Source organism: Thioalkalivibrio sp. ALD1 (assembly GCF_000381245.1).
In the GTDB taxonomy this organism is placed as follows: domain Bacteria; phylum Pseudomonadota; class Gammaproteobacteria; order Ectothiorhodospirales; family Ectothiorhodospiraceae; genus Thioalkalivibrio.
In genome coordinates this window covers 163,998-189,452 of record NZ_KB906243.1, presented here as the reverse complement: position 1 = coordinate 189,452, position 25,455 = coordinate 163,998, and the positions used below count along the sequence as shown (strand labels likewise).

At 67.2% G+C, this 25,455-nt stretch carries 23 protein-coding genes; 21 read left to right on the top strand and 2 right to left on the bottom strand.

Features of this window, described 5'->3' with window-relative positions; genetic code table 11:
* Positions 1–124: 124 nt before the first annotated feature.
* From F623_RS0108230 to F623_RS0108220, 3 genes are all read left to right on the top strand, one after another.
* Positions 125–1,318 carry an efflux RND transporter periplasmic adaptor subunit gene (locus F623_RS0108230; protein ID WP_018868400.1) on the top strand — a complete coding sequence of 398 codons (1,194 nt, stop codon included), beginning with the start codon at positions 125–127 and terminating at the stop codon, positions 1,316–1,318.
* Between the two features lie 9 nt (positions 1,319–1,327).
* Positions 1,328–3,853 (top strand): ATP-dependent helicase HrpB, encoded by a 2,526-nt coding sequence (gene hrpB / locus F623_RS0108225; protein ID WP_018868401.1) that lies wholly within the window; start codon positions 1,328–1,330, stop codon positions 3,851–3,853.
* A 100-nt stretch (positions 3,854–3,953) separates the two neighbouring features.
* Positions 3,954–4,175 (top strand): hypothetical protein, encoded by a 222-nt coding sequence (locus tag F623_RS0108220; protein ID WP_018862039.1) that lies wholly within the window; start codon positions 3,954–3,956, stop codon positions 4,173–4,175.
* Positions 4,176–4,196: 21 nt separating this feature from the next.
* Here F623_RS0108220 and F623_RS0108215 read toward each other — a convergent pair whose 3' ends face one another.
* On the bottom strand, positions 4,197–4,886 hold the full coding sequence (locus F623_RS0108215; RefSeq protein WP_018868402.1) for a glutathione S-transferase family protein: 690 nt from the start codon (positions 4,884–4,886) through the stop codon (positions 4,197–4,199).
* A 109-nt stretch (positions 4,887–4,995) separates the two neighbouring features.
* Between F623_RS0108215 and F623_RS0108210 the strand changes: the two genes are divergently transcribed.
* The 12 genes from F623_RS0108210 to F623_RS0108155 all read left to right on the top strand — a co-directional run bounded on the left by F623_RS0108210 (position 4,996) and on the right by F623_RS0108155 (position 15,206).
* Complete coding sequence (locus F623_RS0108210) at positions 4,996–5,421, top strand: RNA-binding S4 domain-containing protein (protein ID WP_018862037.1); 426 nt, start codon at positions 4,996–4,998, stop codon at positions 5,419–5,421.
* A 20-nt stretch (positions 5,422–5,441) separates the two neighbouring features.
* The gene (locus F623_RS0108205; RefSeq protein ID WP_018862036.1) at positions 5,442–5,876 is read left to right on the top strand and encodes an NUDIX hydrolase; all 435 of its coding nucleotides are present in this window, start codon (positions 5,442–5,444) and stop codon (positions 5,874–5,876) included.
* A 76-nt stretch (positions 5,877–5,952) separates the two neighbouring features.
* Entirely contained in the window at positions 5,953–7,338 is a 1,386-nt protein-coding gene (gene pcnB / locus F623_RS0108200) for a polynucleotide adenylyltransferase PcnB (protein ID WP_018862035.1), read from the top strand.
* Positions 7,335–7,865 carry a 2-amino-4-hydroxy-6-hydroxymethyldihydropteridine diphosphokinase gene (gene folK, locus F623_RS0108195; protein WP_018862034.1) on the top strand — a complete coding sequence of 177 codons (531 nt, stop codon included), beginning with the start codon at positions 7,335–7,337 and terminating at the stop codon, positions 7,863–7,865. The genes pcnB and folK overlap by 4 nt, the downstream gene beginning before the upstream one ends.
* Positions 7,862–8,512: a deoxynucleoside kinase gene (locus F623_RS0108190; RefSeq protein ID WP_026278731.1), complete on the top strand. Its 651-nt coding sequence runs from the start codon at positions 7,862–7,864 to the stop codon at positions 8,510–8,512. The genes folK and F623_RS0108190 overlap by 4 nt, the downstream gene beginning before the upstream one ends.
* Positions 8,513–8,548: 36 nt before the next feature.
* Positions 8,549–9,343, top strand: a complete 795-nt coding sequence (gene panB, locus F623_RS0108185; RefSeq protein ID WP_018862032.1) for a 3-methyl-2-oxobutanoate hydroxymethyltransferase — start codon at positions 8,549–8,551, stop codon at positions 9,341–9,343.
* Between the two features lie 39 nt (positions 9,344–9,382).
* Positions 9,383–10,264, top strand: coding sequence for a pantoate--beta-alanine ligase (gene panC / locus F623_RS0108180; protein ID WP_018862031.1), 882 nt, complete (start codon positions 9,383–9,385; stop codon positions 10,262–10,264).
* Positions 10,265–10,356: 92 nt separating this feature from the next.
* On the top strand, positions 10,357–10,737 hold the full coding sequence (gene panD, locus F623_RS0108175) for an aspartate 1-decarboxylase (protein WP_018862030.1): 381 nt from the start codon (positions 10,357–10,359) through the stop codon (positions 10,735–10,737).
* Positions 10,738–10,996: 259 nt separating this feature from the next.
* Entirely contained in the window at positions 10,997–12,157 is a 1,161-nt protein-coding gene (sucC, locus tag F623_RS0108170) for an ADP-forming succinate--CoA ligase subunit beta (RefSeq protein WP_018868403.1), read from the top strand.
* Positions 12,154–13,029 carry a succinate--CoA ligase subunit alpha gene (gene sucD / locus F623_RS0108165; RefSeq protein ID WP_018862028.1) on the top strand — a complete coding sequence of 292 codons (876 nt, stop codon included), beginning with the start codon at positions 12,154–12,156 and terminating at the stop codon, positions 13,027–13,029. Before sucC ends, sucD begins: the two co-directional genes overlap by 4 nt.
* Before the next feature lie 9 nt (positions 13,030–13,038).
* Positions 13,039–14,733 (top strand): NAD+ synthase, encoded by a 1,695-nt coding sequence (locus F623_RS0108160; protein WP_018868404.1) that lies wholly within the window; start codon positions 13,039–13,041, stop codon positions 14,731–14,733.
* A gap of 134 nt (positions 14,734–14,867) precedes the next feature.
* Positions 14,868–15,206 (top strand): P-II family nitrogen regulator, encoded by a 339-nt coding sequence (locus F623_RS0108155; protein WP_018862026.1) that lies wholly within the window; start codon positions 14,868–14,870, stop codon positions 15,204–15,206.
* A 157-nt stretch (positions 15,207–15,363) separates the two neighbouring features.
* On the opposite strand, the gene F623_RS0108150 is transcribed toward F623_RS0108155, so the two are convergent.
* Positions 15,364–16,203, bottom strand: coding sequence for an outer membrane protein assembly factor BamD (locus F623_RS0108150; protein WP_018868405.1), 840 nt, complete (start codon positions 16,201–16,203; stop codon positions 15,364–15,366).
* A gap of 98 nt (positions 16,204–16,301) precedes the next feature.
* Here F623_RS0108150 and rluD point away from each other — a divergent pair, with 98 nt between their 5' ends.
* The 6 genes from rluD (at position 16,302) to F623_RS0108120 (ending at position 25,433) form a co-directional block, all read left to right on the top strand.
* The gene (gene rluD / locus F623_RS0108145; protein WP_018862024.1) at positions 16,302–17,261 is read left to right on the top strand and encodes a 23S rRNA pseudouridine(1911/1915/1917) synthase RluD; all 960 of its coding nucleotides are present in this window, start codon (positions 16,302–16,304) and stop codon (positions 17,259–17,261) included.
* The gene (pgeF, locus tag F623_RS0108140) at positions 17,251–18,036 is read left to right on the top strand and encodes a peptidoglycan editing factor PgeF (protein WP_018862023.1); all 786 of its coding nucleotides are present in this window, start codon (positions 17,251–17,253) and stop codon (positions 18,034–18,036) included. Before rluD ends, pgeF begins: the two co-directional genes overlap by 11 nt.
* Before the next feature lie 394 nt (positions 18,037–18,430).
* Complete coding sequence (gene clpB / locus F623_RS0108135; RefSeq protein ID WP_018862022.1) at positions 18,431–21,013, top strand: ATP-dependent chaperone ClpB; 2,583 nt, start codon at positions 18,431–18,433, stop codon at positions 21,011–21,013.
* 184 nt (positions 21,014–21,197) lie between these two features.
* Entirely contained in the window at positions 21,198–22,466 is a 1,269-nt protein-coding gene (locus F623_RS0108130) for a triacylglycerol lipase (RefSeq protein ID WP_026279367.1), read from the top strand.
* A gap of 102 nt (positions 22,467–22,568) precedes the next feature.
* Entirely contained in the window at positions 22,569–23,732 is a 1,164-nt protein-coding gene (locus F623_RS0108125; RefSeq protein ID WP_018862020.1) for a putative zinc-binding metallopeptidase, read from the top strand.
* Positions 23,733–23,759: 27 nt separating this feature from the next.
* Positions 23,760–25,433 carry a BCCT family transporter gene (locus F623_RS0108120; RefSeq protein ID WP_018862019.1) on the top strand — a complete coding sequence of 558 codons (1,674 nt, stop codon included), beginning with the start codon at positions 23,760–23,762 and terminating at the stop codon, positions 25,431–25,433.
* Positions 25,434–25,455 lie beyond the last annotated feature (22 nt).

The window sequence follows — 25,455 nt, the reverse complement described above, 5'->3', positions numbered from 1 at the left end:
ACAGCGGCTGGTCGCCCACCACAGTTCAGGTGATAACCGAGGGTGGCAGCTTGTATATCGGCGCCCCGGCACGCCGGGCGATGAGGGGGGAGCGCCGGATGGCGCGATTTGCGAGACTGAGCCTATGGCGATGAAAAAACGAATCACGGTTGGGCTGATCGTGCTGGCGGGGTTGGCCGCGCTGGTGTGGGCGCTGCGCCCGCAGCCGGTGCCGGTATCGCTGACCACGGTCGAAGCCGGCCCGTTCGAGGAGACCGTGCGCGAAGAAGGCCGCACGCGGCTGCGCGACACCTTCACCGTGTCGGCGCCGATCGCCGGCTTCCTGCATCGCGTCCGGCTCGAAGAGGGCGATGCCGTCGAGCTCGGCGACGCGCTCTTCCGCATGGAGCCTTTGCCGACCCCGGCGCTGGATGCACGTTCGCGTGAGCAGGCGCGCGAGAATCTCGCCGCTGCTCGGTCGCGGCTGCGAAGCGCCGAGGCGAATCTGGAGAATCTGCAGTCGGAGGCCCGCTTCGCGGAATCGGAATATCGCCGTTATCAAGAGCTGTTCGATCGGGGTGCGGTTTCCGCCACCGAGGTGGAGCGTATGGAGACCGCACGCGATCGGGCGCGCTCGGCGGTTCGTGCCGGCGAATCCGCGGTGGAGGTCGCGCGCAGCGAGGTGGAGAGCGCGCGCGCGGTACTGGACATCGCCAGCGGCCAGATGCCGGAGTCCGAGGCGGACACCCTCACCGTGCGTTCGCCAGCCGCAGGCGTGATCTTGGAGCGGTACCGCTGCTGCGAGGGCACGATCGGGGCCGGCGAGGCGGTGCTGGTCGTGGGCGATCTCAATGACCTCGAGGTGCAAGTGGATCTGCTGTCGATGGACGCGGTGCGCGTGGTGCCGGGTATGCGTGTGCGCCTGACCGACTGGGGCCGCGATGCCGAACTGGAGGGCACCGTACGCCGGGTGCAGCCGTTCGGCTTTACCAAGATCTCCGCGCTGGGCGTGGACGAGCAGCGCGTGCCGGTGATCCTCGACCTCGACGCGGTGGAGGCTCGCATGGCCGGGCTGGCGGTGGGCTACCGGGTGGAGGCCGAGTTCCTGCTGTGGGAAGGCGACGACGTGCTGCAGGTCCCGACCAGCGCGCTGTTCCGCGACCGCGGCGAGTGGTCGGTGTTCGTGGTCGAGGACGGCCGTGCCGAGCCGCGCCGGGTCGAGGTGGGGCGTCGCTCGGGCTTCGCCACGCAGATCCTTGGCGGCCTGGAGGCGGGCGAGCGTGTGGTCACCCGCCCCGGGGACCGGGTGCAGGCCGGCACGCGCGTGGTCGAGAACTGACCGCTGTAGATGGCCAAAGAGTTGAATGAGGCGCCGCAGGCCCGGGCGCTGGACGATCTGCTAACCCCCCTGGATGCCGCGCTGCAGACGCGCGGTGCCGCCGTGCTGGTGGCCGAACCCGGTGCCGGCAAGACCACCCGCGTCCCGCTACATCTGGCCGCCTCCAGCCCCGAGGATCGTGTGATCGTGCTGCAGCCACGCCGGCTGGCCGCGCGCATGGCGGCGACCTACATGGCCGGGCAGCTCGGTGAAGCGCCCGGGCAGACGGTCGGCTATCGCGTCCGCGACGAGCAGAAGGTCTCGGATCGCACCCGGGTGGAGCTGGTGACCGATGGCCTGTTCCTGCGGCGCATCCAGGGCGACCCGCTGCTGGAAGGGGTTGGCACCGTGGTCTTCGACGAATTCCACCTGCGCCGGCCGGAGGCGGAGCTGGCGCTGGCCTTTGCGCTGCAGGTGCGCCGGTTGCTGCGCCCGGAGATGCGCATCGTGGTGATGTCGGCGACCCTTGATGACGAGGCCGTGGCAAGGCTGCTGGCCGATCCGGGGGCGGATGCTGTGCCGGTGTTGCGAGCGCGCGGGCGGCAGTTCCCGGTCGAGGTCCGTTACGCCCCAACGGCGAAGGATGCTCCGCTGGCTGAAGGCGTGGCGCAGGCGGTGCGGGACGCGCTGGCGGCGGAGATGGGCTCGGTTCTGGTCTTTCTGCCCGGCGAGCGCGAGATCCGCGAGGTGGCAGCGCGCCTGTGCAACGGGGTGGGCGAAGGGGTGGACACACCCGCCGGCCCCGCGCGCATTTCGCCGCTGTTCGGGCGGCTGCCGGCGCAGGAGCAGGCCCGGGCCGTGCGCCCGGCGCCCGAGGGCGAGCGCAAGGTGGTGCTGGCGACCGACATCGCCGAGACCAGTCTGACCATCGAGGGCGTGCGCGTGGTAATCGACGCAGGGCTCTCCCGCGAGCCGCGCTTCGATGCGGCGACCGGGCTCTCGCGCCTGGTGACGCTGCCGGCCTCGAAGGCCGCCGCCGAGCAGCGTGCCGGGCGCGCCGGTCGCACCGAACCGGGGGTGGCGATCCGCTTGTGGTCGCGGGCAGACGAAGTCGCGCGCCCGGACTACGCAACCCCGGGGATGCAGCAGGTGGACTTGCTGCCGCTAACCCTGGAACTGGCCGGCTGGGGCGAGGCGGTGGCCGAGCTCGACTGGCTGGAGCCGCCGCCCGCTCAGGGGCTGGCCTCCGCGCAGGCGGTACTGGCCGAACTGGGTGCGGTGGATGCCGATGGGCGGATGACCGGGCACGGGCGGGCCCTGCTGCGGCTGCCGACCCACCCGCGGTTGGCGCACATGCTGTTGCGGGGCCGGGAGCGGGGGCTTGCGCGCCTGGCCTGCGAACTGGCGGTGGCGGTGGAAGAACCGGGCGTGGCCGGGCCGGAGGCCCCGCTGGAGCTGGGCACGCGCCTGGAGCGCGCTCGGCACTCGGGTGGCCGGGTCTGGCAATCCGGGTTGCGGCGTCTGGAGCAGGCGCTGGCACGATTCGGGGATCGCCCCGCTGGCACTGATGCGGTGCTGGATGAAGGCACCGCGCTGGGCGTGCTGGCGGCGCTGGCCTGGCCGGAGCGCATCGCGCGCCGCCGTGGCGAGGCGGCCGGGCGCTTCGTGATGGGGAATGGTCGTGGCGCGTGGCTGCCGGAGCGCGAGCGTCTGGCGCATGCCGACTACCTGGTGGCGGTGGACTGCACGGACGCCGACCGCGAGGCGCGCATCCGCTGTGCGGTGGCGCTGGAACTGACGGCACTGGAGCAGGAGGCCCCGGAGCTCTTTCACCGAGAGACGCGCTGCGATTGGGTGGAGGACGGGGCACGGCTGGAGAACGCGCGGGTTCGGCGGATCGGCACGCTGGTGGTGGAGCGGCAGATGGTCGCGCTGGACGACCCCGCCGCCACCATCCCGCGTTGGTGCGAGCGGCTGCGCCGCGAGGGCCTTGCATTGCTGCCCTGGGATGACGCCGCGACCCAGTTGCGTGCGCGCATCCAGCTGTTGCACGAAACCATGTCAGGGGCCGGCTTTCCGGATCTGCGCGACGACGCGCTGCTGATGACCCTCGAGGACTGGCTGGGGCCGTATCTGGCCGGGATTACACGGCGCCGGGATCTGGAGCGGCTGGATCTGGCGGCGATCCTGCGCGCGCGGCTGGATTGGGATCACCAGCAGCAACTGGAGCGGGAGGCTCCGGCGCGGATCAAGGTGCCCTCCGGATCGGCCCACCGAATTGATTACACGCAGGACCCGCCGGTGCTGGCGGTCAAGCTGCAGGAGCTGTTCGGCCAGGGCGAGACACCCCGGGTAGCGGGTGGCCGCGTGGCACTGGTGCTGCACCTGCTGTCGCCGGCGCGGCGCCCGGTGCAGGTCACCCAGGATCTCGCCAGCTTCTGGGAGAATGGCTACCCGGAGGTGCGTCGCGAGCTGAAGGGGCGCTATCCGAAACACCCCTGGCCGGAGGATCCGTGGAATGCCCCAGCCACGCGGCATACCAAGCGGCGCGGGTAGGCAGGCGCGGTTCTGGCGGGCGTTCGATGCGGCGGGTCGCATTCTCGGGTAGTGTCGCGTTCAGAGTTGACCCGGGTCGAGTGCGAGGAAACGAACCACGATGCTGAAGTTCCTGACCGTTGTCCTGATCCTGCTGTTCATATGGTGGCGGGTATCGCGCTGGCTGGAGGTACGGCGCCGGCGGGCACGCGGGGAGGACGTCTCCTATGAGGTGCGGGTGAAGGGCTTTCGCCCGATCACCATCCTCAGCATCGTGTTCCTGATCCTCTATGGGGGGTACGTGATCTGGTTCGCCCTGACGGAGTGGGCCGAGTTGTTCTAATCAGCAGCTTCGGTCTTGATATCAGGCTGGAACGGTCAGTCGCGAGGCAATATGCGAGGGTGCAAAGCCTTCCCGTGCGCGCAGGTAGGCCGCCAGACGCGCCGCGAAGTCGGAGGGGGCCGACGTGGACACCGCTTCTATGTTGCGCAGCGTATCCCAGCGTTGGGCCAGGCGCGGAAATGCCCCGGGTTCCCAGGGATTGTCGATGTCATCGATCAGGCTGTAGCGCAGCAGGATCGGCGCGAGAGTGGCGTCGATCAGGGTGAACTCGTGCCCTGCGAGTAGTGGATCGGCCGCCAGTTCCCGCTCCAGCCGCTCCAGTCCGCGCGACGCTGCATGGCGTTCCATCTCGAAGGCGCCTTCGTCCGCCGCCGTCATCCAGCGATACTGGGTCATGGTTTGCTCCCCCAGATATTCGATCCAGGCGCGCGTGCGGGCCTGGTGCAGCGGTGTGTCCGGCATTAGCGGGGGCTGGGTGATGGCATCGACGTATTCGTTGATCACCGCCGACTCGAACAGCACGGTGTCGTGATCCACCTTCAGGATCGGCACCTTGCCGAGCGGGGACTGCTCGCGAAACCAGTCCGGTGGATCCGCGAGATCGATATAGGTCACTTCGAACGGGGCCTGCTTGTATTTCAGCGTGATCACGCTACGCTGAACGAAAGGACAAAGGTCAAAGCTGATCAGGTGCAGATGCGGGAGTTTCATGACGTATCGAAGCCCCATGCGGGGCCCCATCCTCTGATGGTGGAAAGCCGCGCATTGTCCATGCCTGTGACCCGGCGGGAAAGTCCAGTGTCTCCAGTGCGAGGGTTCCTTGGCCGGGGCTGAGGCACGCGCAGCGCCCGCCGACGGGCTGCGCATCGACAAGTGGCTTTGGGCCGCGCGCTTTTTCAAGACCCGCGCGATGGCGACCGAGGCCGTCAGTGGTGGCAAGGTCCATGTGAACGGCGAGCGCTGCAAGCCGGCGCGCCGGGTGCACCCGGGCGATCGCCTGACGATTCATCGTGGCCAGCAGACCTGGGAGATCGACGTGCGGGCGCTGAATGACCAGCGTCGGCCCGCGACCGAGGCGCGCGAGCTGTATGCCGAGACACCCGAGAGCGAGGCCCGGCGCGAGGCCGAGTCCGAACGCCGGCGCGCGGAACGGGCGGTGGCCGACAGCGCCCCCAGTCGCCGCCCGGACAAGCGCCAGCGCCGCCAGATCCGGCGTTTCATCCGCCAGGACGGTCAGGACGAATGAGTGGCCCACCGCAAACTCCCTTGCTGGCCGCGGATGTGGTGATCCATCACCCGGCCCATCCTGGCTGCGTGCTGGTGATCGAGCGCCGCAACCCGCCCCATGGCTGGGCCCTCCCCGGAGGCTTCGTGGATGTCGGCGAGTCGGTCGAGCGGGCCGCTGTGCGCGAGGCCCTGGAGGAAACCGGTCTGGAGGTCACGCTGGAGGCCTTGCTGGGCGTCTATTCCGACCCCGCGCGGGATCCGCGCGGGCACACCGTCAGCGCCGTATTCGTGGCGCGCGGCGCGGGCGAGGCCCGTGCGGCCGATGACGCCGCGGACTGTGCCTGGCTGGATCCCGACGATCAGGGCCAGCCCCTGGCCTTTGACCACCGGCGCATCCTTGATGACTATCTGCGCTATCGCCTGACCGGAGAGACCGCGCCGCTACGCCTGCAGTCGCCGAGGGCAGGGAGATGATATCCGCCCGTCTGGTCCTATACCGAACCGGCTTGCTGTTACCATACTGCGCTTTCGTTCACGGAACCCGAACCGAGTGACCCAGGCCGATCCTGCAACCCCGTCTGCCGCGATCCCCGAACCGCGCGTGTACTCACGCGAGGAGCACGGCATTTCGCGCGCCGCGATCGACGACAACGCCCTGAAGGTGCTCTATCGCCTGCGCGATGCGGGCTATCGCGCCTGTCTGGTGGGCGGGGGTGTGCGTGACCTGCTGTTGGGGCGCGAGCCCAAGGACTTCGATGTGGCCACCGATGCCACGCCGGATCAGGTACGCGGGCTGTTCCGCAACTGCCGCCTGATCGGGCGCCGTTTTCGCCTCGCCCATGTCCTGTTCGGCCGCGAGGTGATTGAGGTCGCCACCTTCCGTGCGCCGCACGACGAGGACGACGACAGCGACGGGCAGGTGGCGCTGAGCGACGAGGGCCGCATCCTGCGCGATAACCGCTACGGCACGATCGAGCAGGATGCGGTACGGCGGGACTTCAGCGTGAACGCGCTGTACTACGACATCGACGATTTCTCGGTGCTCGATTACACCGGCGGGGTTGAAGACCTGCGCGAGGGCGTACTGCGACTGATCGGAGATGATGTCGAGACGCGGCTGCGCGAGGACCCGGTGCGCATGCTGCGCGCCGTGCGCTTCTCCGCGAAGCTGGGGCTGCGCATCGCGCCCGAGGTCGAGGCCGGGATCCATGAACTCGCGAGCCTGATGCAGACGGTGGCGCCGGCGCGGCTTTTCGACGAGGTGATCAAGCTGTTCCACAGCGGTGCGGCGGTCACCTGTCTGGACGAGCTGGAGCGCTTCGGTTTGTTCGCGCCGATGTTCCCGGAGGCGGCCGAGTGCTTTGCCGACCCGGATCGGGGTGCAGAGCGGCGGCAGTTCCTGGTCGAGTCGCTGCTCAATACTGACAAGCGCATCAACGAGGAGCTCGGGGTCAACCCGGCGTTTCTCTATGCCGCTATCCTGTGGGCCCCGGTGCAGGTGGCGGCGGCCCGGCGCATCGAGGAAGACGAGCAGGAGATCCCGGCCTGGCAGCAGGCGATGGCCGAGGTGCTGGATCGCCAGGTCAAGACGGTCTCGATCCCCAAGCGCTTCAGCCTGATCGTGCGCGAAATATGGGAGCTGCAGGCGCGACTGGAACGGGCGCGCGGCGGCCGCGCGCTGCGCCTGCTGACGCATCCGCGTTTCCGTGCGGGTTACGATTTCCTCTGCCTGCGCGCCCGCGCGGGCGATGCCGACCCGGAACTGTGCCGTTGGTGGACCGAGTTCCAGGAAAAGGACGAGGGCGAACAGAAAAAGATGGCCGGGGGCGGCGGCAAGGCTAAGGGGCGTGCCCGCCGTGGTGGTCGTCGTCGCAAGCGCCGACGCAAGGGCGATGGCGAGTCCGGCGGATCGAATGATGGGGGTGACGCGGCATGACCGATGCCGGCTTGCAGGTATTCGTGGGCATCGGCGCCAACCTTGGCGACCCCGAGGCCCAGGTGCGCGAGGCCTTCCGGCGCCTGGCCGGTGATGTGCCACAAACGCGGCTGACGGGGCAGTCGCGGTTGTACCGCAATCCGCCGATGGGTCCGCAGGACCAGCCGGATTACGTGAATGCCGTGGCCCGGCTGCACACCCGGCTCGAACCCCTGGATCTGCTGCATGCGTTGCAGGCGATCGAGGCCGACTGTGGCCGCGAGCGCGATGGCACACGCTGGGGCCCGCGCCTGCTCGATCTGGACATCCTGCTGTTCGGCGATCAGGTGCTGGATCTGCCTGGTCTGCATGTACCCCATCCGGGCCTGACCGAGCGCGATTTCGTGGTCCTGCCGCTGGCCGAGTTGGCTCCGGACCTGAAGATTCCGGGCGAGGGCTCGGTAGATCGGCTCGCCAGCCGCTTCGATGGCGCTTCGCTTGTCGCGCTGGAAGACCCGGACATTGCCCGTGCCGGGGGGCAATGGTGAGTCTGACCGATTTTGACTTTGTTGCCGTGGAAGGGCCGATCGGGGTGGGCAAGTCGAGCCTTGCGCGTCTGCTGTCGGAGCATTTGCGCGCCGAGGGGATCTTCGAGGCGCCGGACGAGAACCCGTTCCTCGAGCGCTTCTACCAGGAGCCGGACAAGCATGCCCTGGCCACGCAGCTGCATTTTCTGGTTCAGCGTGTCCGGCAGCTGACGCCGGTCAGTCAGAAGGGTCTGTTCGAGCAGCGCCACGTGGCCGACTATGTGATGGACAAGGATCCTCTGTTTGCCGAGCTCAACCTGCACCCCGACGAGCTGGAGATCTATCGCGAGATGTTCCGGCATCTTCGCGAAGGACTGCCGCGGCCGGATCTGGTGATCTACCTGCAGGCGCCCGTGGAGGTCCTGATGGATCGCATTCGCCAGCGAGCGCGACCGTACGAACGTCACATCGAGGCGCATTACCTGGAGCGCCTGAACGCGGCTTATGCGGAATTCTTCTATCATTTCGAAGGGGCGGCGCTGGTGATTGTGAACGCCACCGAGATCGACTGGGTGAACAACCCGGCCGATTTTGAACAGCTGGTGCAATTCCTGGAGCCGATCCAGGGTGGCCGACACTATTTCAATCCGCTGCCAATTACGCTCTGACGTGTGGCAGATCGACCCCGCCCGGGAGGCAGACTGATGCGGCCGATCACGGTCAACACGCTGGCCAGGCGCAAGCAGGCCGGCGAACCGATTACCTGTCTGACGGCGTATGACGCATCCTTTGCCGCGCTGCTGGATCGCTGTGGCGTGGACGTCATCCTGGTCGGGGATTCCCTGGGCATGGTGGTGCAGGGGCATCCGACCACACTGCCGGTGACGATCGACGACATGTGCTATCACGTCGCCAGTGTCGCGCGGGTGGCCCATAACGCAATGATCATGGCGGATCTGCCGTTTCTTGGAGACGCCGATGCCCCGACCGCGCTGCAGCAGTCCGGGGCCCTGCTGCGTGCCGGCGCGCACATGGTCAAGGTCGAGTGTGGCCTGGCCGAGCTGCCGATCGTCGAGCGGCTGGTGGCCGCTGGTATTCCTGTATGCGCACATCTGGGGCTGACACCACAAGCCGTGCATCGCATGGGAGGCTTCCGTGTGCAGGGCCGCGACCCGCACGCGGCTGCCGAGATGGAATCTCTGGCGGCGCGACTGGAGGCGGCCGGGGCCCAGGGGTTGCTGCTGGAAAGCGTCCCGGAGGAGCTGGCGGATGCGATCGTGCGCGCGACGGATATACCGGTCATCGGAATCGGGGCGAGTCCGCAGTGCGATGGTCAGGTGCTGGTGATCCAGGATGTGATTGGCCTGACCCCCGAGCCGCCGCGCTTCGCCCGCGACTTCCTGGCCGAGGGCGGCTCGCTGGAGGGCGCCGTGCGCGCTTATTGCGAAGCGGTGCGCTCGCGCGCGTTCCCCGAATCCGGTGTGCATACCTATCGTTAAACTGTCCATGAGGACCCCGGCCCGAGGGATATCCGGCCCATGAGAATCCTGCGTGACCGGCCCCAGCTGGTGGCCATGCATCGAGAGTGGGCCCGCAAGGGCCGCGGAACCATTGCCCTGGTCCCCACCATGGGCCACCTTCATGAGGGGCACATGACGCTGATCCGGCATGCGCGGGCCCGTGCGCAGCGCGTGGTGGTGTCGATCTTCGTCAATCCGATGCAGTTCGACCGTGCCGAGGACCTGGAGCGCTATCCGCGCACCCTGGAGGAAGATTCGCGTCTGCTGACCGAGGCCGGTGTGGACGCGGTGTTTTGTCCATCGGAAGAGGACATGTACCCGAACGACGGCATGCCTCCTGTACGGGTGGTCGTGCCGCAGTTGTCGGAGATACTGGAAGGAGCCTTTCGTCCCGGGCATTTCGATGGTGTGGCCACGGTAGTGACCAAGCTCTTCAATCTGGTGCGGCCCGATCTCGCGTTGTTCGGCGAGAAGGACTACCAGCAGTTCAAACTGGTCGAGCGCATGGTGCAGGGGCTGGATATCCCGGTGCGCGTCGAGGCGATCCCGACGGTACGCGAGAAGGACGGCCTGGCCTGCAGCTCGCGCAATGACCAGCTGCCCGAGGAGGCGCGCGCGATTGCGCCGGAGCTCAAGCGCGTGCTGGACGAGGTGGCCACGGTTTGCCGCGGGGCGACGGTATTCGATGCCGAACGCATACCCGAAGTCGAGGGGCGTGCCTGCGACCGGCTGCGCGAGGTCGGGTTCGATCCCGAGTACCTGTCCATTCGGCGTGCGGAGGACCTGGCCGAGCCGGAGAACGGCGTGCCGCTGGCCAACCAGGATCTGGTCGTGCTGGCCGCCGCGTGGCTGGCGGAAGTCCGCCTGATCGACAGCGTGCGCACCCGTCCGGCGGGCTGATCCGCGCCTTCGCCGGAGCGGGGCATTTGCCGCGCCCGGCTCAATTGCGGATAATTTTCCGCCCCCAGAGGTTATCGCCGGGAAATTCGCCGATGCACGTCACCATGCTCAAGGGCAAGCTGCACAAGGCCCAGGTCACTCATTGTGAGCTGGAGTACGAGGGCTCGTGCGCCATCGATACGCGGCTGCTGGATGCCGCCGGTATCCTGCCGTTCGAGCAGATCCAGATCTACAACGTGGACAACGGCGAGCGCTTTACCACCTACGCGATCGAGGGCGAGCCGGGCTCCGGCATCGTCTCGGTCAATGGCGCGGCTGCGCACAAAGCGGCAGTGGGCCATCGCGTGATCATCTGCGCCTATGCGCAGATGGAGGCCGCCGAGGCCCGCGAATTTACCCCGAATCTCGTGTATCTCGACGACCGCAACGCGATCGTGCGTACTGGTCACGGCATCCCGGTGCAGGCCGCCTGAGGAAACGCTGATTGATCTGCGTTCGTGTGGCACAGGGGTGTCCCGCCGGGATTGGCCACCGTAGGTGGTTGATCCCGGCGCAAGCTGCAAACCCCTTTGCCCGTGCAAGGGCATCAAGAACGTTGCAGCGCAGCGTGCCCTGAGAAAGCCAGGATGGCTCTATTCAGCGCTGCCATAAGCACACGCCCTCGCATTCGCCCCTGCAGTTGTCGGGCCCCACAGTTGTCGGGCAACGGCCTCGCCGCTATCCTCCACACCCATGAATCTCCACGAATTTCAGGCCAAGGCGCGCTTTCGCGACGCCGGCATCCCCGTTCCCGACGGACAGGTGATCACCCACACGGATGAATTCCCCGTTGCCTGGCAGGCGCTGGGCGCCGAGCGTGTGCTGGTTAAGGCTCAGGTGCATTCCGGTGGGCGCGGCAAGGTCGGCGGTGTGGTGATGGCGGATTCCCCCGATACTGCACGCGAGGCGGTGGAAAAGCTGCTGGGTTCGCGCCTGGTCACCGGGCAGAGCGGCCCCGAAGGCCTGCCGGTGGATCAGCTCCTGCTGGAGCCGGCCGCGGACATCGCCCGCGAGTTCTACTTTGCACTGCTGGTGGATCGGACCCGCGAGCGCCTGGCGCTGGTGGTCTCCGCCGAGGGGGGTATGGATATCGAGACTTTGGCCGCCGAACGGCCCGAGGCCGTGGTCACCCTGCCGATCCACCCGGCCACGGGCGTGATGCCGTTTCACGGTCGGCGCGTGGCCTTTGCCCTTGGGCTCTCGGGCGAGCCGGCGAAGGCGATGGCCCAGCTGGTGAACAACGCCCATGCCCTGTTCCAGCAGGTGGATGCGCAGCTGTTGGAGATCAACCCGCTGGTGCTGACCGCTGACGACCAGTTGCTGGCCATCGACGCCAAGCTGACCGTGGACGACTCTGCCGCCTACCGCCAGAAGGCGCTGATGGCCGAACGTGACGCGCGCCAGCGCGACCCGGCCGAGGAAGAGGCGCACGAGCACGACCTCAACTACATCCGTCTGGACGGCTCCATCGGCTGTATGGTGAACGGCGCGGGCCTGGCGATGGCCACGATGGACCTGATCAAGCACCACGGCGGCGAGCCGGCCAACTTCCTGGATGTCGGCGGCGGCACGACGGTGGAGCGGGTCACGGCCGCGTTCAAGCTGATCCTGTCGGATACCTCGGTCAAGGCGGTTCTGGTGAACATCTTCGGCGGCATCGTGCGCTGCGACCTGATCGCCGAGGGCATCATCGCCGCGATCCGCGAGGTGCAGGTCCAGATTCCGGTGGTGGTGCGGCTGGAAGGCACCAACGCGGAGCAGGGCCGCGAGGCGCTGGCCAGCTCCGGTCTGGACGTGATCCCGGCCGCGGACCTCGACCGCGCGGCGCGCACGGTGGTGGAGGCCGTGGCATGAGTATCCTCGTCGACCGCGATACGAAGGTGATCTGCCAGGGCTTTACCGGCAAGCAGGGCAGCTTCCACTCCGAGCAGGCGATCGCCTACGGCACCCGTCTGGTCGGGGGTGTGACGCCCGGCAAGGGCGGACAGACGCATCTCGACCGTCCGGTGTTCGATACCGTCGTCGATGCGGTGGCGCAGACCGGCGCGACCGTCAGCATGATCTATGTCCCGGCCCCGTTCGCGGCCGATGCGATCTGCGAGGCGGCGGATGCCGGCATCGAGCTGGCCGTGTGCATCACCGAAGGCATCCCGGTGCAGGACATGATCCGCGTGAAGCAAGTGCTGGCCGGCAGCCCGACCCGCCTGATCGGCCCGAACTGCCCCGGCATCATCACCCCGGATGCCTGCAAGGTCGGCATCATGCCCGGCTATATCCACCAGCGAGGGCGCATCGGCATCATCTCGCGCTCCGGCACCCTGACTTACGAGGCGGTCAAGCAGACCTCGGACCGGGGGCTGGGCCAGAGCACCTGCATCGGCATCGGCGGCGACCCGATCCAGGGGCTCGACTTCGTCGACTGCCTGCGGCTGTTCCGCGACGACCCGGAGACCGACGGCGTGCTGCTGGTCGGCGAGATCGGCGGCGATGCCGAGGAACGCGCCGCGCGCTATATCGAGCATGAATTCGACAAGCCGGTGGCGGCCTATATCGCGGGCGCTACCGCGCCGCCCGGACGTCGCATGGGCCATGCCGGGGCGATCATCGCCGGCGGCCAGGGCACGGCCGAACAGAAGATGGCGGCCCTGCGCGCGGCCGGGGCGAGTGTGGCCGAGAGCCCGGCCGAGCTCGGCCAGGCCATGCAGTCCGCGCTCGATCGCGCCTGACACGCCGCGATGGCGTCTGCCGATAACCTGCCGCTGGCCCTGGCCCAGATCAACCCGATCGTGGGCGGGCTGGATACGAACCGCCACCTGATCGAGGACGCGATCGAACAGGCCCGCGCCGCCGGTGCGCGCGCAGTGGTCTTCCCCGAACTCGCCCTGACCGGCTACCCCCCGGAGGACCTGCTGCTGCGCCCGGCCTTCCTGCGTGCGGTGGAGCAGTCCCTGGCCGCGATCACGCGGTCGGTAGCGGGCATCGACGTGATCCTCGGCGCGCCGGTTACCACCGAGCAGGGTCTGGTGAACGCCGCGCTGTGGCTGCGCGACGGCCACGAGATCGCGCGCTATGCCAAGCAGGTATTGCCCAACTATTCGGTATTCGACGAACAGCGATATTTCGTTGCGGGCGATCAGGCCTGCGTGGTCGAACTTGCGGGCTGGCGGATCGGCCTCACCGTCTGCGAGGACATCTGGCAACCGGCGCCAGCGGCCGCCGCGCAGGCGGCCGGCGCCGAACTCATTCTGAACCTGAATGCCTCGCCCTATCATCGCGGCAAGGCCGAGGAGCGCCTGCAGGTGGTGGGCGCGCGGGTCGCCGAGACCGGCTGCCCGGTGGTCTACGTGAACCAGGTGGGCGGGCAGGACGAGCTGGTGTTCGATGGCCGTTCCTTCGTGCACGACGCTGCGCACGGGGCGCGCGCGGTGCTGCCGGCCTGGGCGACCGGGTATGCCCTGGTGCAGGCCCGGCGCGGACCGTCGGGGATCGAGCTGCAGCCGCGGCCCGAGACCATGCACTTGTCCGCCTGCGGCATTCGCCCGACGCTGACTGACCCCGGCCCGGAGCCGGACGAGGCGGATGCCCGCGACCTCTACCAGGCCCTGATGATCGGCATCCGTGATTACGTCTCCAAGAACGGATTTCCCGGCGTGTTGCTGGGCCTGTCCGGCGGCATCGACTCGGGACTGACGGCCGCGTTGGCGGTGGATGCGCTGGGTCCGGCCGCGGTGACCGCGGTGATGATGCCGTATCGCTATACCGCGTCGATGAGTATCGAGGACGCCGAGGCACAGGCCCGGTTGCTGGGTATTGAGTACCACGAGATCGCGATCGAACCGATGGTGCAGGACTTCCTCGGCGGGCTGTCATCGGCGTTCGTCGACATGCCCGCCCACGCGGGGGATGTGACCGAGGAGAACCTGCAGTCGCGTGCCCGCGGGGTGCTGCTGATGGCGCTGTCGAACCGCAGTGGCAGGCTGCTGTTGGCGACCGGTAACAAGTCCGAGATGTCCGTGGGCTACTCCACGCTGTACGGCGACATGAACGGTGGTTTCGCACCGCTCAAAGACGTCTCGAAGCAGTGGGTTTACCGCCTGGCGCGCTGGCGCAACACGCGCAGCGCGGCGATCCCCGAGCGCGTGATCGAGCGCCCGCCCAGCGCCGAACTGGCGCCCGACCAGAAGGATGCCGACTCGCTGCCCCCCTACGAGGTGCTGGATGCGGTGCTGGAGGCGTTCGTCGAACAGGAGCGCTCGGTGGAGGAAATCGTGGCCGATGGGTTTGACCGGGCCATCGTGGAGCGTATCGCGCGGCTGGTGTTTCTGGCCGAGTACAAGCGCCGCCAGGCCCCGCCTGGCGTGCGCGTCAGCCGACGGGCCTTCGGGCGCGACCGTCGTTATCCGATCACCTCCGGTTACCGCCCGGGTTGATCGCCGTCGGTATCGCCTGCGCGCTATGACGGGAAGATGAATCAGCCTGCCATGACGGCTCCGCGGTGGCGGTTTGGTACACTTTCGGGCACAAGACGAGCGCCCGCGCGGCGGGCACAACCAAAGGGATTCGCATGAAGAAGATCGAGGCGATCATCAAGCCGTTCAAGCTGGAGGATGTCCGCGAGGCCCTGACGGAGATGGGTATTGCCGGCATGACCGCGACCGAGGTCCAGGGCTTTGGTCGGCAGAAGGGCCACACCGAGCTCTACCGGGGTGCGGAATACGTGGTCGACTTTCTGCCCAAGGTGAAGCTGGAGTTGGTCGTGGATGACGACCGAGTGGACCCTTGCATCGACGCGATCGTGAAGGCCTCGCGCACCGGCAAGATCGGGGACGGCAAGATCTTTGTCTCCGACATGACCCGCGTGGTGCGTATCCGTACCGGTGAAGAGGGCAGCGAGGCGCTGTAAACCTCGGGCCTTGCCCCGTCATTGCGAGGAGCGCAGGGACGCAGCAATCGGCCGGGTTGAACCGCGCGCCGGCCCCGGCCGCTGCGGGTTCAGGAAACCGTTTGCCGCCCCGCAATGACGGTCTGGTCGCGTGCCGGGGAGTACGGATGCTCCCCGGTCAGTTCGTGAAGAAGGGCAGGCGGTCGAACACGCGCCACAGGCCTCCGCGCGGCTCGCGTATTTCGATGGGTTCGCCGGCCCGCACGGCTGCGGCCGCGTCCGGGTAGTTCAGCTCCAGGACCATCATTGTCGCGTCGGCGTAGTCGTCGAGTCCCAGCTCGCTATAGGCGCGCCACAGTACGCCCAGGGCCTGCGGCTGGACCTCGGCACCGGGGTAGGTGGCCAGCAGGTGACGCGCGCGTTCGGCGCCCGCGACCCAGGCGGTGCGCTCCATGTAGAACTCGGCCACGCGCAGTTCGTAGGCGGCCAGTGCGTTGCGGATGTAGACCATCCGCAGGTAGGAGTCCTGCGCGTAGCGGCTGTCCGGGAACTCGCGGATCAGGCGGTCGAAATCCTGGAAGGACTGCTCGAAGGGCTCCGGATCCATCTCCGCCGGGTCACGCGGGAACAGATTGGTAAGAAAGCCCTGATGGCGGTTGAAGTTGATCAGCCCGCGCAGGTAGTACGCATAATCCAGGTTCGGGTGGCGCGGATTGAGCTGGATGAAGCGGTCCACCGCGGCGATGGCGGCTTCCGGTTCGCGCGCCTTGTAGTAGGCGTACGGGATCTCGATCTGCGCCTGCTGGGCATAGCGGCCGAACGGGTAGCGCGCCTCGAGCTTTTCGTAGTATTCAACGGCCTGATCGTAGTTCCCTTCGTTCAGGGCGTTCTTCGCCTCGCCGTAGAGCTGACTGGCGGACCAGCCCAGTGTCGGGTCCTCGCGCCCGGCGCAACCGGCAATCAAAAGTGCCAGGAGCAGGACGGCGGTCAGGCGCAGCAGGTTCGGGGCAGAAATCACGATGGGGCCTCGCAGATGAAGCGGTGTTCGCGGATTCTACAACATCATGCCGTGCCTGGCCGTCCGCGGGTGCGGGAAAATCGAGACGAGTATCGCCAATGAACGAACCGCGATCTGCGGAACTCCCCGAGGAAGAGGCCGGCCAGCGGCTGGATGCCGCGCTGGCGCGGCTGTTCCCGGAGTATTCGCGCAGCCAGCTGACCCAGTGGCTGAAGGAAGGGGCCCTGACCGTGAACGGTGGCCAGCCAAAACCGCGCACGCCGGTGCAGGGCGGCGAGCATGTCGTGCTGGAGCCCCCGGGGGCCCCGGTCCTGGAGGCGGAACCCGAGCCCATTGCGCTGGATGTCGTCCATGAGGACCCCGCCGTACTGGTGATCAACAAGCCGGCCGGGCTGGTCGTGCACCCGGCGGCGGGGCATCGGGCCGGCACCCTGGTGAATGCCCTGTTGCACCGTGACCCGAACCTCTCGCAGCTGCCGCGCGCCGGGGTGGTGCACCGGCTGGACAAGGACACTACCGGGCTGATGGTGGTTGCGCGTACGCCACAGGCGCAGACCGCGCTGGTGCGCCAGTTGCAGGAACGTACGGTGCACCGCGAGTACCGGGCACTGGTGCAGGGCCGCGTGATCAGCGGTGCCACCATCGAAGAGCCGATCGGCCGCCATCCGGTGGATCGCAAGCGTCAGGCGGTCACGGGCGGCGGCAAGCCGGCGGTGACCCACTACCGGGTGGCGGAGCGCTTCCCGGCTCATACCCTGCTGAACGTGCGTTTGGAGACCGGGCGTACCCACCAGATCCGCGTGCACATGGCGCATATCCGCCACCCGATCGTGGGTGATCCCGCCTATGGGGGGCGACCGCGTCCGGTGCGCGGCATGGGCGAGGCGGCGAAGGGGGCGCTCGCGGCCTTTCGCCGCCAGGCCCTGCATGCGGCGCGGCTGGAATTCGAGCATCCTGACAGTGGCGAAGTGCTCGCCTTCGAGGTCCCCGTGCCCGAGGATTTCGAGGCGCTGCTCGTCGCCCTGCGTACCGACCGGGAGGCCCAGAATGACCGCTGAACTGATCCCCATGTTGGCGCCGGACTTCGGCGACCTCCCGTCGGGTGTCTGGGCGGTACAGAGCACGCGGGAGGGGGGCGTGAGCACGGGCCCCTGGTACTCGCTGAACCTCGCCCTGCATACCGGCGATAACCCCGAACATGTCGCCGAGAACCGCTACCGCCTGGAACACAGCCTGGGGATCGCGGAGCCCGTCGCCTGGCCGCGGCAGGTCCACGGCACGCGCGTCATCCGGGCCGAGGACCTGCTGGAGGCGTGGGAGCAGGACGAGGTGCTCGAGGCCGATGCGGTATTCACCGACGTCCCTGGTGTGGTCTGTGCCGTGCAGACGGCGGACTGCCTGCCCGTCGTACTGGCGACCGACGATGGCGAGGCGGTGGCCGTGGCCCATGCCGGCTGGCGCGGGCTGGCCGACGGGGTGCTCGAGGCGGCCGTCGAGGCCTTGCGCATCACGCGCCCCGAGGCGGAGATCCGCGCCTGGATGGGGGCGGCGATCGGGCCGGAGGCCTTCGAGGTCGGGCCGGAGGTGCGCGATACCTTCCTCGATCACGATGTCGAGGCCGCGCCCGCCTTCCGTCCCGGCCCCAAAGGGCATTTCCACGCGGACATCTACGCGTTGGCCCGGCACCGGCTGGAGCGGGTCGATGTCGTACATGTGGCGGGCGGCGGGCGCTGCACCTATTCGGAGGCCGGGCGGTTCTACTCCTACCGCCGGGACGGCGAGACCGGACGCATGGGCACGCTGGCCTGGATCGGGCATCTGGACGAGGAATGACGGCGCGCCACCTGTTCTAAATTCGGTGTTTAGGGAAACACTGATTAATGTACGCGCTCGCGTTGGCACCCCAGGTTTTCCGAGACAAGGCGCGGTGCGCAGCCGGTAGTGGTTCTACCGGCAAGGGCCGCAACGCAGGATCGGGGAACCTGGGGTGCCAACCCCGAAGGGGCTCGGCCGCCCGTTGTTGATCAAAAACGGGCGTGGGAACGGCATTGCGGCTCCCTTGTGCAGAATGACTGCACGGCAGTCACCGCGCATTGTTCGCACGCAAAACCGACTCGAGCGCGAGCGTGTACATTGATCAGTGTTTCCCTAACCTTGAAGCGCCGGGCATTGCCCCCATGGTTCGTGTCAGTTCATACAGATTTGACCGAGGGGTTTCCCAATGCGAATGGATCGCCTGACCACCAAGTTCCAGTCCGCGATCGCCGATGCGCAGTCACTTGCCGTTGGCCGCGACCACCAGTTCATCGAACCATCCCACCTGCTGCTGGCCTTGCTGGACCAGGATGGCGGCACCGTGCGCCACGTGCTCGACCGCGCGGGCGTGAACGTGCGCCAGCTGCGCTCGGCGCTTGGAGAGGCGCTGGACCGCATGCCGAAGGTCGAAGGCGCGGCCGGCGAGGTCCATGTCTCCAATGACCTGGGCCGGCTGCTGAACGTCTGCGACAAGCTGGCCCAGCAGAACAAGGACCAGTACATCTCCAGCGAGCTGTTCCTGCTCGCCGCCGTCGACGAGAAGGGCGGCGTGGGCGAGATGCTGCGCCATGCCGGCGCCAACAAGGACGCACTGGACAAGGCTATCCACGACATCCGCGGTGGCAACCAGGTGGACAACCCGGACGCCGAGGAGAGCCGCCAGGCGCTGGAGAAATACACCACCGACCTGACCGAGCGCGCCGAGCAGGGCAAGCTGGATCCGGTGATCGGGCGTGACGAGGAGATCCGCCGCTCGATCCAGGTGCTGCAGCGTCGCACCAAGAACAACCCGGTGCTGATCGGCGAGCCGGGGGTCGGCAAGACCGCGATCGTCGAGGGCCTGGCGCAGCGCATTATCAATGGCGAGGTGCCCGAGGGGCTCAAGGACAAGCGCGTGCTGGCGCTGGACCTGGGCGCGCTGCTGGCCGGGGCCAAGTACCGCGGCGACTTCGAGGAACGGCTGAAGTCCGTGCTCAAGGAGCTCTCGCAGGAAGAAGGTCGCGTGATCCTGTTCATCGACGAGATCCATACGCTGGTGGGCGCCGGCAAAGCCGAGGGCGCGATGGACGCGGGCAACATGCTCAAGCCGGCGCTGGCACGCGGCGAACTGCACTGCATCGGCGCGACCACGCTGGATGAATACCGCCAGAACATCGAAAAGGACGCCGCACTGGAGCGCCGCTTCCAGAAGGTCCTGGTCGACGAGCCCACGCAGGAGGACACCATCGCCATCCTGCGCGGGCTGAAGGAGCGCTACGAGGTTCATCACGGGATCGAGATCACCGACCCGGCGATTGTTGCCGCCGCGCAGCTCTCGCAGCGCTACATCACCGACCGCCAGCTGCCGGACAAGGCGATCGACCTGATCGACGAGGCAGCCAGCCGCATCAAGATGGAGATCGACTCCAAGCCGGAATCCATGGATCGCCTGGAACGCCGCCTGATCCAGCTGAAGATCGAGCGCGAGGCACTGAAGAAGGAATCCGACGATGCCTCGAAGAAGCGCCTCGACACGCTGGAGGACGAGATCAAGCGCCTGGAACGCGAGTACTCCGATCTGGAGGAGGTGTGGAAGTCCGAGAAGGCCTCGGTCTCCGGCGCCGCGCAACTGAAGGAAGAACTGGAGCGTGCCCGTATGGAGCTGGAAACGGCCCGCCGTGCCGGGGATCTTTCGCGCATGTCGGAGCTGCAGTACGGTCGGATCCCGGACCTGGAAAAGTCCCTGGCCATGGCCCACGAAATGGAGAGCCAGGAGACCAAACTGTTGCGCACCAAGGTGACCGACGAAGAGGTCGCCGAGGTCGTCTCGCGCTGGACCGGCATCCCGGTCTCCAAGATGCTGGAGGGCGAGAAGGACAAGCTGCTGCGCATGGAAGAGGCGATTGGCGTCCGCGTGGTCGGTCAGTCCGAGGCGGTCAATGCCGTGGCCAATGCCATTCGTCGCTCGCGGGCAGGCCTGTCCGACCCGAATCGCCCGAACGGTTCGTTCCTGTTCCTCGGCCCGACCGGCGTGGGCAAGACCGAGCTGACCAAGGCGCTGGCCGGGTTCCTGTTCGACACCGAAGAGGCGATGGTGCGCATCGACATGTCCGAGTTCATGGAGAAGCACTCCGTGGCGCGGCTGATCGGGGCGCCCCCGGGCTACGTCGGCTACGAGGAGGGCGGCTACCTGACCGAGGCCGTGCGCCGCAAGCCGTACTCCGTGATCCTGCTCGACGAGGTCGAGAAGGCGCACCCGGATGTGTTCAACGTGCTGCTGCAGGTGCTGGATGACGGGCGCCTGACCGACGGGCACGGCCGCACCGTGGACTTCCGCAACACGGTGATCGTGATGACCTCCAACCTGGGTTCGCAGCAGATCCAGGAGATGGCCGGCGAGGAGAACTACGGCGCGATGAAGGCTGCGGTGATGGAGATCGTCGGGCAGCACTTCCGCCCCGAATTCATCAACCGTGTCGACGACGTGGTGGTGTTCCATCCGCTGGAGCGCGAACAGATCCGCGCGATCGCCGACATCCAGCTGCAGTACCTGCGCAAGCGTCTGGAAGAGCGCGACCTCGGACTGACCATCACCGACGCGGCGCTGGATCACCTGGGCGCCGCGGGCTTCGACCCGGTCTACGGGGCGCGTCCGCTCAAGCGGGCGATCCAGACCCAGCTCGAGAATCCGCTGGCCCAGTCGCTTCTGGCCGGCGAGTTCGGCCCGGGCGATACCATCGAGGTGGACATGGCCGGCGGGCATCTGGCGTTTACCCGCGCCGCGGCGGCCGCCTGATCCGGCCCGCTCTCCTGCACACGACCGGCAAGGCCCGCCTCGCGCGGGCCTTTTTGTGGGCGTCCGGTCGCTGCCATACAAGGCAAATGAGGCGGTCCGAAGAGCGCGCCGCTATCCTGTGAGTGACATGGAGACGGACAGGGGCCGCTCCTGGGCATTAAGCGGGCCGGTGGGGAAGGCGGGCATGGACAGAGCGAGGATTGCCGCATTGGTGCTGGTGGCTTGGTTGCTGGCGGGTTGCGGGTTGTGGGACGCGCGCGGGCAGATCCAGATGATGGACCAGGCTTGCACGATTGCCGGGACGGTGGTGGCGGATGACGAGGTCCCGGGGCCGTACGTGATTGCGGTGTTCCGAGTGCCGGTGGAAGAGGGCGCCGTGCCGGAACCGGTGGACCACGTGGTGAGTGCTGGCGGTGGCCATTGGTTTTTCGGGCTGGCACCGGGGCGCTACAAGGTTCTGGCCTTTGCCGATCCCGAGCGCGACGGGCGGCACGAGGTGGGTGCCCCGGTGTATCTGGCGAACGAAGGTGACGTGCTGGAGTGTCTAGCAGGTACTCGCGCTGGCGATCTGGAGATCCGGGTCGAGGGTGACGTGGTCGCGGCGCATGCGATCGCGTTGTCTCCCGAGCGCGAGCGTGGCCTGGATGGCAGTCCCGTCAGTGTTGGCGGTATCACGGTGTTTGGGGAGGTGACCACGCTGGACGATCCGCGATTCGACGCGAATGTGGCCCGCGGGAGCCAGTGGCGGCCGCTGGACTTCATGCTGGACGGTTATGCCGGGATCTATTTCCTGGAGCCCTACGATCCGGACCGGGTCCCGGTGCTGTTCGTGCATGGCATGAACGGTTCGCCGCGGGGATTCGCCGAACTGATTGACCATCTTGATCGCGAGCGCTACCAGCCCTGGCTGTACTACTACCCGTCGGGACTGCCTCTGCAGACCGTTGCCACGCATCTGGTACAAACCCTGGAGGAGCTGGAGCTGCGCCACGATGTAGAGTCCATGCCGGTTGTTGCGCACAGCATGGGCGGTCTGGTGGCCAAGGGTTTGTTGCACGAGCGCGAGCGTCGCGCGGCCCCGGCGCAGATCCCGCACATGATCGCGCTGTCCACCCCCTGGCGCGGTCACGCCGCCGCGCAGTCCGGAGTGGATCGCTCGCCGGTGGTGATCCCGGTCTGGCGCGACATGGCGCCCGGTAGCGAGTACCAGCGGCGATTGTTCGAGTCCGAATTGTCGGGGGAGACCGAGTTGCACCTGCTGTTCAGTTTTCGCCGTCCGGATGGCGGGGGGCGAACAGGGACGGACGGTGTGGTCCCCCTCTCGACCATGCTGTATCCACCCGTGCAGCGGATCGCAAGCAGCGTCTATGGTGTGGAAACCACCCATGCGGGAATCCTGACGGACCCGCTGGCGCTCGAACGGGTGCAGATGCTGCTCAAGCGAGGCCTCTGAAAGGGGGGCAGGGCGGGGCATCTTCGCGACGCATGCAGTGGTTTTGGCGTAGGCTGACAGGCATGCCGCAAATCGCGTCACCGCATTTTCCGGGAGGTTGCAATGCAGCTGTTCGAGTGTGAAGGCTGCGGTAGTGTCATTTACTTCGACAACACCTACTGCAATGGCTGTGGGCGGCGGCTGGGCTTTCTGCCCGACCGTCTGGAGCTGTCTGCGCTGGAAATGGCCGGGGATGCGCTGGATGCCTCCGGCGCGCCGATCCCGGGCGGGTTGTGGCAGGTCGCGGGGGATGCGGATGGGCCGATCTATCGCCAGTGCCGCCACTATGCGGTGGATGCGGTCTGCAACTGGATGGTGCGCCACGATGACCCGGAAACGTACTGCCGCGCCTGCCGGTTGAACCGCACCATCCCCGATCTGACGGTGCCCGGAAATGCACGCCTGTGGGAGCGGCTGGAGACGGAGAAACGGCGCCTGGTGTACAGCCTGCTGCGTCTGGGGCTTCCGGTTGTCTCCAAGGAGACGGATTCCGCTGGCCTGGCATTCAACTTTCTGGCCGATCCGAACCCGGATTTCCACGAGGGCGGCGGCGTGGTGACCGGGCATGCGAATGGCGTGATTACGCTGAACATCGCGGAGGCGGATCCGGCCGTGCGCGAGAGCATGCGCGAGGCGATGGCCGAGCCCTATCGCACGATCCTCGGGCACTTTCGCCATGAATCGGCGCATTACTACTGGGATCGCCTGATCCGCGACACGCGCTGGCACGAGCCCTTTCGCGAATGCTTTGGGGATGAGCGGGCCGATTATGATGCGGCTTTGCGCCAGCACTATGAGCAGGGGCCGCCGAATAATTGGCAAGACCACTTTGTATCGGCCTATGCCAGCTCCCATCCCTGGGAGGACTGGGCCGAGACCTGGGCGCACTACCTGCATATCGTGGATGCGCTGGACACGGCCGCCGCCTATGGCATGGATGTCGCGCCCAGCGTCGGCGCCGCCGCGCGGCTGGGTCCTCAGGGCGGACAGTCGGATTTCAACGCCTATGCGACCGACGATCCGGACGCGCTGGTCGCGCACTGGCTACCCCTGGCGGCGGCCCTGAACAGCCTGAACCGCAGCATGGGGCATGCCCATGTCTATCCGTTTGTATTGACCCCGGAGGCGATCGCGAAGCTGCGTTTTGTGCACCGGGTCATTCAGGATTTCCGCACGGGCAATCGTTCCGCCGGCGAGCGGGAACTGTTGCATGCCCATCGCGTCTGACGGCCCAGCACTTCACGGAGGAGGCGGATGTATAACGTCGCGACCCGAGGGCCCTTCAAGGGACTGAACCCGCGCGTAGCCCCGGTCGCATTGCTGCTGGTGGTACTGATCGCGCTGTTTGCGATCTACCGCACGGAACAGCTCGAACAGGTCGTCTTCGATACCCGTGCCTTCCTGACACCCTTTCTCGAGTGGTATTACGTGGTTGCGATGGCCTTTTTTCTGGTCATCGTGATCTGGCTGGGGGTTGGGCGCTACAAGAACGTGCGCCTCGGGCGCGACGACGAAGTGCCGGAGTTCACCACCGTCTCGTGGCTGGCGATGCTGTTTGCCGCTGGTATGGGCGTGGGTCTTCTGTTCTGGGCGGTGGCCGAGCCGCTCAGCCACTATGGGGGCAATCCATTCCTGCTGGACAACGGCGAGAGTGCCGAGGCCGCCGATATGTCCATGGTGCTGACCTATTTCCACTGGGGCCTTAACGCCTGGGCGGTGTTCGCGTTGCTGGCACTGATCCTGGCCTATTTCGGCTTTCGCAGGGGACAGCCGCTGGCGCTGCGCTCCGCGTTGCATCCGCTGATCGGAAAGTACAGCCACGGCTGGCCCGGCGACATCGTCGATCTGCTGGCCATCCTCGCCACGGTATTCGGGATCGCGACGACACTGGGGCTGGGTATCCAGCAGTTGGATACCGGTCTGGCGCATACGCTGGGTATCGGCGGGGGCGAGCACGGCCAGCTGTTCCTGGCGGCGCTCCTTACGGCAATCGCCATCGTCTCGGTGATCACCGGTGTCCAGGTCGGCGTGCAACGGATTTCTCAGGCCAACATGTGGCTGAGCGTGGCCCTGATGGGCCTGCTGCTGATCTGGGGGCCAACCCAGTACCTGCTGGCGCTGTTCGTGCAGTCCTCCGGCAGCTATTTGCAGAACCTGCTGGGACTTTCGCTGTACACCCATGCCCACCAGACGGATCCCTGGCACTCCGACTGGACGGTGTTCTACTGGGGCTGGTGGCTGGCCTGGGCCCCGTTCGTGGGGCTGTTCATCGCGCGTATCTCGCGCGGGCGTACGCTGCGCGAATTTGTCCTGGGTGTGTTGCTGGTGCCCACGGTGATCACCTTTTTCTGGCTGGCGATGCTGGGGGGTACTGCACTGCATGCCGAGGTCGACGGGATCGCGGATATTGCCGACAAGGTTTCGGAGGACCTGACCATGGCCACCTTCGCGACCATGGATACGCTGGAGCCGTGGCTGGTGGCCAAGATCGGAGGTGGGTTGATCACCATCCTGATCGCGACATATTTGTTGACCTCCGCGAACGCCGGGATTGTCGTGATCAATACCCTGCTGGCGCACGGCTCCACCGTCCATCGCAAGCGGCACCTGGCCATCTGGGGTGCCCTGATCGGCCTAATCACGGCGGTCTTGTTGCTGGCTGGCGGTCTGGAGGTGCTGCAAAGCGCGGTGATCCTCGCCGCGCTGCCATTCTCGATGGTGATCCTGATGATGATCGTGGGGTTGATCCGGGGACTGGAACAGGAGCGCTGGGCACCACGGCCGGGCGAGCGGACGATCCTGCCCAGCGAGCCCTGGCAGGTGCCACCGGATCGCATGAACGAGGACTACGACGCGGAGGACGATGCCCCGGAATCCGGCGCGGACGATGACAAAGCAGACCGCGAGCCCCCGTCAAGGCCGTGGTGATGATTGGGCGTCTCGCGTGGCG

Excerpts from the sequence above, each read along its gene's own strand:
- F623_RS0108230 (WP_018868400.1), top strand. The coding sequence starts at position 125 with ATGGCGATGAAAAAACGAATCACGGTTGGGCTGATCGTGCTGGCGGGG.
- hrpB (WP_018868401.1), top strand. The coding sequence starts at position 1,328 with ATGGCCAAAGAGTTGAATGAGGCGCCGCAGGCCCGGGCGCTGGACGAT.
- F623_RS0108220 (WP_018862039.1), top strand. The coding sequence starts at position 3,954 with ATGCTGAAGTTCCTGACCGTTGTCCTGATCCTGCTGTTCATATGGTGG.
- F623_RS0108215 (WP_018868402.1), bottom strand. The coding sequence starts at position 4,886 with ATGAAACTCCCGCATCTGCACCTGATCAGCTTTGACCTTTGTCCTTTC.
- folK (WP_018862034.1), top strand. The coding sequence starts at position 7,335 with ATGACCGATGCCGGCTTGCAGGTATTCGTGGGCATCGGCGCCAACCTT.
- panB (WP_018862032.1), top strand. The coding sequence starts at position 8,549 with ATGCGGCCGATCACGGTCAACACGCTGGCCAGGCGCAAGCAGGCCGGC.
- panC (WP_018862031.1), top strand. The coding sequence starts at position 9,383 with ATGAGAATCCTGCGTGACCGGCCCCAGCTGGTGGCCATGCATCGAGAG.
- panD (WP_018862030.1), top strand. The coding sequence starts at position 10,357 with ATGCACGTCACCATGCTCAAGGGCAAGCTGCACAAGGCCCAGGTCACT.
- sucC (WP_018868403.1), top strand. The coding sequence starts at position 10,997 with ATGAATCTCCACGAATTTCAGGCCAAGGCGCGCTTTCGCGACGCCGGC.
- sucD (WP_018862028.1), top strand. The coding sequence starts at position 12,154 with ATGAGTATCCTCGTCGACCGCGATACGAAGGTGATCTGCCAGGGCTTT.
- F623_RS0108160 (WP_018868404.1), top strand. The coding sequence starts at position 13,039 with ATGGCGTCTGCCGATAACCTGCCGCTGGCCCTGGCCCAGATCAACCCG.
- F623_RS0108155 (WP_018862026.1), top strand. The coding sequence starts at position 14,868 with ATGAAGAAGATCGAGGCGATCATCAAGCCGTTCAAGCTGGAGGATGTC.
- rluD (WP_018862024.1), top strand. The coding sequence starts at position 16,302 with ATGAACGAACCGCGATCTGCGGAACTCCCCGAGGAAGAGGCCGGCCAG.
- pgeF (WP_018862023.1), top strand. The coding sequence starts at position 17,251 with ATGACCGCTGAACTGATCCCCATGTTGGCGCCGGACTTCGGCGACCTC.
- clpB (WP_018862022.1), top strand. The coding sequence starts at position 18,431 with ATGGATCGCCTGACCACCAAGTTCCAGTCCGCGATCGCCGATGCGCAG.
- F623_RS0108130 (WP_026279367.1), top strand. The coding sequence starts at position 21,198 with ATGGACAGAGCGAGGATTGCCGCATTGGTGCTGGTGGCTTGGTTGCTG.
- F623_RS0108125 (WP_018862020.1), top strand. The coding sequence starts at position 22,569 with ATGCAGCTGTTCGAGTGTGAAGGCTGCGGTAGTGTCATTTACTTCGAC.
- F623_RS0108120 (WP_018862019.1), top strand. The coding sequence starts at position 23,760 with ATGTATAACGTCGCGACCCGAGGGCCCTTCAAGGGACTGAACCCGCGC.